The sequence below is a fragment of the Mycobacterium sp. 852002-51163_SCH5372311 genome, from assembly GCF_001667115.1.
Classification (GTDB): domain Bacteria; phylum Actinomycetota; class Actinomycetes; order Mycobacteriales; family Mycobacteriaceae; genus Mycobacterium.
The window spans coordinates 1-649 of sequence record NZ_LZIJ01000056.1; the positions used below are offsets into that span (position 1 = coordinate 1).

The 649-nt window shown below is 63.2% G+C and carries 1 pseudogene; it reads right to left on the bottom strand.

Annotated elements, in window-relative coordinates:
- Positions 1-649, bottom strand: a pseudogene (locus A5791_RS07580) (glycosyl transferase family 1); the annotation flags it as partial.

A 649-nucleotide genomic window follows, 5' to 3' on the forward strand; every position in this document is an offset into this window, starting at 1 on the left:
TCGCTGGCCATCCCATTTCGCCCATTCGGCCGCCAGACCGGGAAAGCAAACCTCGTCGTAGGCCTGAATTTCCAGCGATCCCCGTTCAGCTATGCGTCGCGGTGAAGGGCCTGTTGCCTTCGGCAGGCCGAGTTCACGGCGTTGCGCGTCCTCGGCCGTCTTCGTCATCCGCCAAACCAGCCAGCGGTCCATTGTCATTGCAAAGCGCACCAGCGACGCCGGCAGGAACGGAACGACTTGGCCGTTGGCCCGCGACGGCATGCAATGCAGCATGGCCAACGGAATGTCGTAATACTCCGCGACATTGGCAACGGGACGATCGAAACCGGCGTCGGTGAACAGCAGATCTGCCCCGTCCGCCAGCGACATCACTGTCGTGTTGGCCTCTTCCCAAAACTGGGTGAACAACTCCCAATCCTTGCGCCCTAACCTGATGAGCTCCGGGATCTTCCAGAAGTTGCGGAACACGTGCATCAAGAAGTCGCGGTGTAGGTCGTGCCACGTCCCCGCATCCGGCCCGAAGGCGACGGCATCGAGCCCAGCCGAGTCGGTGAACGCAACCAGGTCGGGCGAGACGGCCAGGCGCACGTCGTGCCCTCGGCGGAGCAGCTCACCTGCGACAGCGACGCATGGCTCGATATCGCCGCGA